1 pseudogene is annotated in these 250 nt (G+C 52.0%); it reads left to right on the top strand.

From position 1 onward, the window contains the following. Nucleotides 1–250 (top strand): annotated as a pseudogene (locus AS151_RS22980) (RRXRR domain-containing protein); the annotation flags it as partial.

Here is a 250-nt window from a genome sequence, read left to right on the forward strand (position 1 = left end):
TGCAAGGCTGATGGAGATCCGAGTTGTCAAAGAGTTGGCGAAGATTTTCCCCATTCACTCGATTGTCTACGAAGTCGTCAAGGCGGACGTAGACCAGACTTCCGGCAGGAAAGGAGCCAAATTTGGTAAAGGCTTTTCCCCGGTAATGGTGGGGCAATATTGGGTTATCTCGCAGATGGAAAAGATTGCTCCCGTCCATACTCGCCACGGGTGGCAAAAGAACGGTAACGGGACCAGCCAAATCCGGGCA

This window comes from Geitlerinema sp. PCC 9228, from assembly GCF_001870905.1.
Taxonomy (GTDB): domain Bacteria; phylum Cyanobacteriota; class Cyanobacteriia; order Cyanobacteriales; family PCC-9228; genus PCC-9228.